Genomic DNA, 7,140 nt, shown 5'->3' on the forward strand with positions numbered 1-7,140 from the left:
CAAAGGTCTAGGTCCACCTCGAATGCATACTGCTCACCCGTCGCGGGTTTAGAGATAGGTAAGAGGTCCCTATAGTAAGGCTCTTGCAGGGGATTCACGGCATCTTGATGTTTCTGCGAGAATTTTTCGACTGCGCTCAAGTCGGCTTGCTCGCGCAGATAGGAACCGATGACATCGGGAGTGTCCGAAGCCTCTTGGACTTGGCCGCCCAGGGGGGCATTGTCTAAAATAGCGAGGCTGTAGCTCATGAAGAGTCTCCCTGGGTATCGGCTTATACATCGTCTCGTTGAATTCATCGCGGCCGAGTCAAGGCCGTACCTAAAACACGCTAGTTCTGAGCACTCACGGCGTGTTGACAACTTGGAGCTGCCTCGGAGACATCGACGCTGGCTTCATCTTGCTTCATCCAATCGGGCAACTTGATTAAAACCCGGGCTCCGTCCAACCGGATTTCATAAGTGCGGATTCGCAGGCTTGGGTCGCTGAGTCCCTCGCCACTCTCGAGAGAAAAAGTCTTCTTATGCTGGGGGCAGGCCACCTTAGGGAGCTCACCCTCGGTACCTGTCAGCCCACGAGACAAGACCATATCGTATTTATGTGGGCACATGTTTTGGGCCGCGTACCACTGCCCTCGAGTTTCAAATTGAAAAACTGCGATTTGATGAGAGTGATATTTGACACAAGCGCCTCCCTCTTTGGGAAAGTCTTTCATATGACCTACATCAACCCAGGAATCGGTCGGCGTGGCGGGCACTTGAGACTGACCCACAATAGGTAATGTTGCACGACTTTCTTCTGGTTGACGGTCAGCCCAATCGGCAGGACGTACGTGTTCTCTCTCTTTTACAAAATTGACGTTCGAGTCGGCAGCATCACTGTTCACATAATGACTAAACCGTTCCCTGCGCTGAGGGTCGTTGACTACCTGGGTCCATTCGCATTCATATGAATCAACAAGTTTGGCCATTTCCTTTTCAAGTTGCTCACCAATTCCAAGCACATCCTCACAGACCACCTCACGAAGTCTCGCGACACCGCCCTCCATCGCCTCAATCCAGCGCGCGGTTCGTTGCAACTTGTCGGCATCATGTATGTAGTACATCAGGTAGCGGTCGACATATTGAATGAGGGTTTGTTCATCCAAGTCTGTGGCCAAAAGTTCGGCATGCCGAGGGTTGGCTCCGCCATTACCACCCACATAGAGATTCCAACCTTTATCTGTTGCAATGACACCAAAGTCTTTGCTTTGAGCTTCGGCGCACTCCCGAATGCAACCAGACACAGCAGACTTTAGCTTATGGGGTGAACGAATGCCGCGGTAACGGTTCTCTAACTCAATGGCCAGTCCAACAGAGTCTCCTACGGCAAACCTGCACCAATTCGTACCAACGCAGCTCTTAATGGTTCTTAGTGCCTTGCCGTAGGCGTGCCCACTTTCGAAACCTGCCTGAATCAACTCCTCCCAAATACTCGGTAACTGCTCTACCCGAGCCCCAAAAAGGTCAATGCGTTGACCGCCGGTTATCTTGGTATACAGCCCATATCTCTGAGCGACTTCTCCAAGCACAATCAGTTTTTCGGGTGAGATTTCACCGCCTGGCACCCGGGGTACTACAGAATAAGTTCCACCTCGTTGGATATTGGCCATAAAACGGTCATTCGTATCTTGAATACTCTCGTGATCATCTACAGGCTCATTCCAAATACTAGCAAAAATGGAGGCCGCTACGGGCTTGCATGTCTCGCACCCACTCCCCTTTCCATGGCCTTGAACAAGTTCATTAAATTGCCGGTAACCCTGTGTGCGAATAATGGTGAGTAGCTCACTGCGAGTATAAGGAAAGTGCTCACAAAGATGATTCACTACAGAGCGGCCCATTCCACTCATTTCTGATTTGAGAATATTCGAAAGCATCGGCCCGCATCCGCCGCAGCCCGTTCCCGCCCGAGTTATGTCTTTAATCTCAGCTATAGACTCGGCGCCTCGGCCGATACACTCCACAATATCGCCCTTGGTCACATTTTCACATGAACAAATCTGGGCGCTGGCCGGTAGTTCTATCTGAACCAATGAATCGGCTGAGTCCATCTTACCCATAATGAGTGAGGCTGGGTCTCCCGGCAGCTCTAATTCATTTCGCATAAGCTGCAAGAGGTCATTGTATTCTCTCGCATCGCCCACCAAAACACCGCCAAGCAACCGCTTACCATCGGGGCTTAGAACAAGCTTCTTATAGATTCCGGATACGGTATCTTGAAAACACAAAGAGCGCACGCCCTCGCCTTCTTCAAGTGCATCCCCAAAGCTTGCAACATCTACCCCTACAAGCTTTAGAACGGTTGATAAGTCGGGCGTCTCAAATTGGTCCGTTCCGCCAAAAATCTGATTCACTGCAACATCAGCCATTTCATAGCCTGGTGCCACAAGACCGTAGGTGACTCCATCAAAGCTTGCCACTTCACCCACTGCAAAAATATTAGGGTCGCTGGTACGCATTGAAGCATCCACCGCGATACCGCCCCGAGAACCAAGCTCCAAGCCGCAGTCGTTTGCTAAAGAATCTCGGGGACGAATACCGGCCGAGACCACAACCATATCAACACTGAGGCTGCTTCCATCTGCAAATTCCATCCCCGAAATGCCATCTTCACCTACAATGCGCTTAGTATTAGCGCCCGTCTTGACAGCAATGCCGCGGCCCTCAACCATTTGCGTTAAGACGCCAGCACCGGACTCATCCAACTGGCGGGGCATGAGCCGCGGAGCATATTCAACGACAGTTGTTTGCAGACCCAGATTGAGCATCGCGTTCGCCGCTTCAAGACCAAGTAAACCGCCGCCCATGACCGCCACCTTATGACGTCCCTTTGCGTAGGCCATGATTGCATCAAGGTCCTCCAAGGTTCGGTAAACAAAGACTCCAGGCTTGTCGATTCCCTCTATGGTAGGGACAAACGGATAGGAACCCGTTGCGATAACCAGCTGGTCGTATCCCAGGCGAATGCCTCGAGAAGATTCCACATAACGTTCCTCCCGATTAATTTTTTCTACACGGTGACCGAGGAGGATGTGAACGTTATTTTCAAGGTACCAGTTCAGAGGCTTGAGGGTTAAATCCTGCGCCGTGGACCCATTGAAATATTCAGACAAATGAACGCGGTCGTAGGCCGGAATTTCTTCCTCGGCAAACGTTGCTATTTCAAGATGTTTGGTTTCATCAGACCGAGCTAAACACTGAAGTACTCGGCAACCCACCATTCCGTTGCCAATTACTACGACACGCCGTTTCGACATCGATTGAGATATTTGAGTACTTGTAACCATTCTATTTGCGACCTCCGTGCACAAATAGATTCGCAATTCACGTGCCAGTAGCCCGTGCCAAGCAAACCCCTAGAATAACTAGGCTTTCCAGAAGACATGGTTAAGGCGACCCGTAAAGGACATTCAAAAATGTAGATATAGCCCCGATTAGATACGATTTGGTTCCGATTAGGGCAGGCTTTATCGCATGTGTCTGAACGACGAAGATGTAGAATCAATCGGCAATTTAGGGTGAGGAATCAATCTTCAAGATATTTGGAGAAGAACATCCACATATCGGTACTGGAATCGATATCCATATTCCCCTCGGCACCCGGCCAATCGTGTCCGCCACCCATGACCTTGTAAAACCAAACTTCGTTCACCGTGGAGTCAGACCAATAACGCTCGAAAACAACACTGCTACCATCGTTGGTGTTCGTATCCTCAATATCAGTCGTCTCAGATTGCTCCAGGCCATTTAGGTTGACCCAGAAATCGATCATGGTGCGCATGTCTGGGTAGGCTCCCCAACCGTCATCATTGTCCATATCGCCTTCCCAGTAGGTCACATAATCCTCAGTACCATGGATTTCAAAAACAGGCATGGGGCTCTGGGGCTCACATCTGTCGTAGATAGACTGCAGTATCATTCCGGCTACCGGTGCAATGGCCTTGAAGACATCCGAGGCCTCACATGCAAGCAGGTAGCTCATATCCGCGCCATTAGACATCCCGGTGGCAAAGACATTCGTCTCGCTTAGGCTGTAAGTTTGTCTTAAGCTGGAAATGATTTCCTTAATAAAACCCACATCATCAACTTGAACATCACCATGGAAATCGTACCCAACATTGAAAAATCGATTATTAGAGTCATCGCGGGTGCCCTGCGGATAGGCCACAACGAAACCATTCTCGTCGGCAACTTGGTTCATGCCAGAGTAATTCATAATGTTATTCGCGGAACCGGTGTAACCGTGCATCACAATAACCAGTGGAGCGTATTGAGGCAGGTTCTCGGGGACGTGCAAAAAGTATCTTCGGCTGAGACCATCGTGAGACAGTGTTTGCCGCTCAGTTAATGACTCCGGAGAAACCCAGGGTTCACCACCATTATCAGGGTCAGAAGAGTCAGACGCATCTGAAACATCTGCAGCATCCGAGGTATCCGACGCATCTGAAGTATCTGGTGAAGTGGGATCACTTGTGTCACCCGGCGCGGTTGGGTCACTTGATTCTTGCGAATTTTCACCCGCTTGCTCTTCTCCAGTCGACTCTTCCAATGGTGTCGTCGTGCAGGCTATCAGGCCTGACGCTGCCCCAACAAAGAGAACTGAAAGTGAAATCTTAAAAGCTTTTTTAATCATGGAAATAATATTCCGGGCTTCATACACAAAATCAACCTCACCCCCTGAAAACTAGACAATTAGCCTAATAAGAACCCTCAATATAATACTCAAGTTCAGAGTGTTGAACCGAGTAACTCGCCTCACCCGCCACCTGCCAAGCACCATCAAGTAGCTCTAAAAGCTCGTTGTTTCGATAGCCGAATATAAATTCTTCGTTCTCGTACTCAGCAACCGTAAAACCCCCAACCTCACATGCCGCAGCCACATCAGTCACAATATTGATCCCCGTGTAGCGAACCAGAAATGCAAAATCACAACCATCGCATGCTGGAACCGACTCCAATGCAGCCACCGTCCATGAAGCCTCACACAAAATTTCCTCACCGCCACTCTCAGGATAGTAAACAACCCAAAATTCAGAGGTACCTTCGTATGATTCACCAGGCGTTACGCTTGCTTCCCCATAAATAAACGCTTCGTGGGTGATGGTCTCATCCGGATCTTCACCGGCCGTTTCGCTCTCATAGGACTCCCCCGCTGAACCCGGTGCTGCGGTGCTCGCGGAGCCTTCTGAGATATCTCCGCTAAGCCACGAATCCGTGAAGGGCGATTGTGGATTGCCTGGAGAACCAGCGTCTGCGCAGCCACCAAGAACAACCGCAACTGCACATAGAATCCAGCGTATCATGCAAATACTCCTTCCAATGGACCACGGCAATCAATCGTCACCCCTCCTATGCCGCGAATGGTCTCCAATGGCATGCTACTTACATCGAGGCCCATACTCTGGCAGACAGTTGTAAGAAGCTTTTGGTGCGGTACGCCCATGGAAGACGTCGTGCCTAAGTCCCATTGCCAACCCTCGTAAGGAGTATCTCGAGGATAGTGCATATAGCGGCCCATTTGCATACCTTGACCGCCCGCCATGACTGCAGGCCAACGGTCGAAACCGTGCGCACCATCGGCAACTTCCACTACCCACAAACACAACGTGTTATCCAGCATCGTGCCATTGCCCTCGGGTACAGCGTCAAGGGCACTTAAAATGGAAGCGAAATGCTGAGCATGAAGCTCGGTATAATGTGTCATGGCGGTTTGAGCATCCTCACTCAGATACACGTTATGAGCATACTCGTCATGGATATCGCCCATTCGGTCAGGGATAACGAGGTCGCCAGGAATTGTATCCATGGCCATGGTAAAGACGCGAGTGAGGTCACATGCAAAGGCGGTAGACATCATGTTCACGGTAGCCGCAAAGTCCTGCTCGTAACCAGCAATCCCAGAAGGAGTCGCCTGACTCGCATTGCATGTAAGTGTGCCTAGGCCCCTTACCTGCTGCTCGAGGTTGGAGACCAAGTCACGGTGCGTCTCCAATTTTACCTTATCTTCGCTGCTAAGCCGATTTGATAAGTTGGTATAACGCGACTTCACTTTATCCAGTAAGCTTCCATGTGCCTCAAGTAGCCGGCCAGAGCCCGACAAACCATTATCAGCCGTTAAACCAAAGAGTCGTTGATACGTGAGCCGAGGGTCGGTCTCAACAGGTAGAAGCTCCTTGGCACGACTGAAGTTGGTCATAGACGGTGGATCCCCGATACCGGTTTCAATCGACTTGAACCTATCGGACCGCGAAACGGCATTTGCAATACGCTGGTCAATCGAAGTAGCCCCCGCAAGAGGGATGCCTGAAACCAGTTCGCTTTTGGCTCCCGTGAGTGCGTGTACATAAGCAAGCTCATGCCTCAATCCCGAAGCGTCCGCCTCAGCCGAAACAAGCCCAAGCCCATCCACCACCATCAGCTTGTCACGATAGGCATGCAGCGGTCTTAAAGCCGTACTGAACTCACTTGCCGGAACGTTCGACAAATCTTTGGACCACCGCTGACCTTCTGGCAGTCCTGGCCAACGCATCTTCCACCCATCATACCAAGTGCCGTGTTGACTAAAAAACACCACCAAGCGCTGGGGAGGCGCGGGGTCAGCCGCGGCAGCGAGCTTCGGCATCAACGACGGCAAGAAAAGGCTACCACCTGCCAGGCCCATAGCGGCTAAGAATTCTCGACGATTCACATTTAATTTCTTACTCATTGTGCTGCCCTCTTATGACGAAATGGAAAACTCGAAGCGATGTTGACGATGAGTTCAGGAATATCCCCCTCCGAACCCCAAAAGCCGTCTCCTAAGGTACCTAAAAAACCTTTGTCGCCGCGTGTTTCAGTGCGTGCAAATGCATAGCGAAACCACTGCTTGGTATGACAATCGTGCACTGTCTTACTTTGAGATAGATTTTTCGACAGTTCAACCGCATTGGCTACCGGGCCATCCATGTCTTCTGTGCCCATAATCGCCCCACTTGAATCCACCGGATAACCGTTGTCTTGAGTGCGAAACTGTCCAAGGGAATCGTAATTTTCAAACGTAAAACCAATAGCATCAATGCTCTCATGACAGACAGAGCAAGCCGGGCTCCGCGAGTGATTCTCA

Annotated in this window: 6 protein-coding genes; all 6 read right to left on the reverse strand. The window is 50.6% G+C overall.

Features of this window, described 5'->3' with window-relative positions:
- Positions 1-248 (reverse strand): molybdopterin oxidoreductase (locus HOK28_11905; GenBank protein ID MBT6433792.1); only part of this gene is annotated, 248 nt, incomplete at its 3' end.
- A gap of 80 nt (positions 249-328) precedes the next feature.
- Positions 329-3,295 (reverse strand): nitrite reductase small subunit NirD, encoded by a 2,967-nt coding sequence (gene nirD / locus HOK28_11910; GenBank protein ID MBT6433793.1) that lies wholly within the window; start codon positions 3,293-3,295, stop codon positions 329-331.
- Between the two features lie 269 nt (positions 3,296-3,564).
- A complete protein-coding gene (locus HOK28_11915) occupies positions 3,565-4,671 on the reverse strand; it encodes a prolyl oligopeptidase family serine peptidase (protein ID MBT6433794.1) in 1,107 nt (368 codons plus the stop codon).
- 64 nt (positions 4,672-4,735) lie between these two features.
- The gene (locus HOK28_11920) at positions 4,736-5,341 is read right to left on the reverse strand and encodes a hypothetical protein (GenBank protein ID MBT6433795.1); all 606 of its coding nucleotides are present in this window, start codon (positions 5,339-5,341) and stop codon (positions 4,736-4,738) included.
- Positions 5,338-6,744 (reverse strand): DUF1552 domain-containing protein, encoded by a 1,407-nt coding sequence (locus tag HOK28_11925; GenBank protein MBT6433796.1) that lies wholly within the window; start codon positions 6,742-6,744, stop codon positions 5,338-5,340. Before HOK28_11925 ends, HOK28_11920 begins: the two co-directional genes overlap by 4 nt.
- Positions 6,741-7,140, reverse strand: a 400-nt coding sequence (locus HOK28_11930) for a DUF1588 domain-containing protein (protein ID MBT6433797.1), incomplete at its 5' end; no start/stop codon positions are given. The genes HOK28_11925 and HOK28_11930, both read right to left, overlap by 4 nt.

The sequence above is a fragment of the Deltaproteobacteria bacterium genome (assembly GCA_018668695.1).
Lineage (GTDB): Bacteria > Myxococcota > XYA12-FULL-58-9 > XYA12-FULL-58-9 > JABJBS01 > JABJBS01.

Bases quoted from the DNA above. Each gene is read 5' to 3' on its own strand.
- nirD (MBT6433793.1), bottom strand. From the start codon at position 3,295: ATGTCGAAACGGCGTGTCGTAGTAATTGGCAACGGAATGGTGGGTTGC.
- HOK28_11915 (MBT6433794.1), bottom strand. From the start codon at position 4,671: ATGATTAAAAAAGCTTTTAAGATTTCACTTTCAGTTCTCTTTGTTGGG.
- HOK28_11920 (MBT6433795.1), bottom strand. From the start codon at position 5,341: ATGATACGCTGGATTCTATGTGCAGTTGCGGTTGTTCTTGGTGGCTGC.
- HOK28_11925 (MBT6433796.1), bottom strand. From the start codon at position 6,744: ATGAGTAAGAAATTAAATGTGAATCGTCGAGAATTCTTAGCCGCTATG.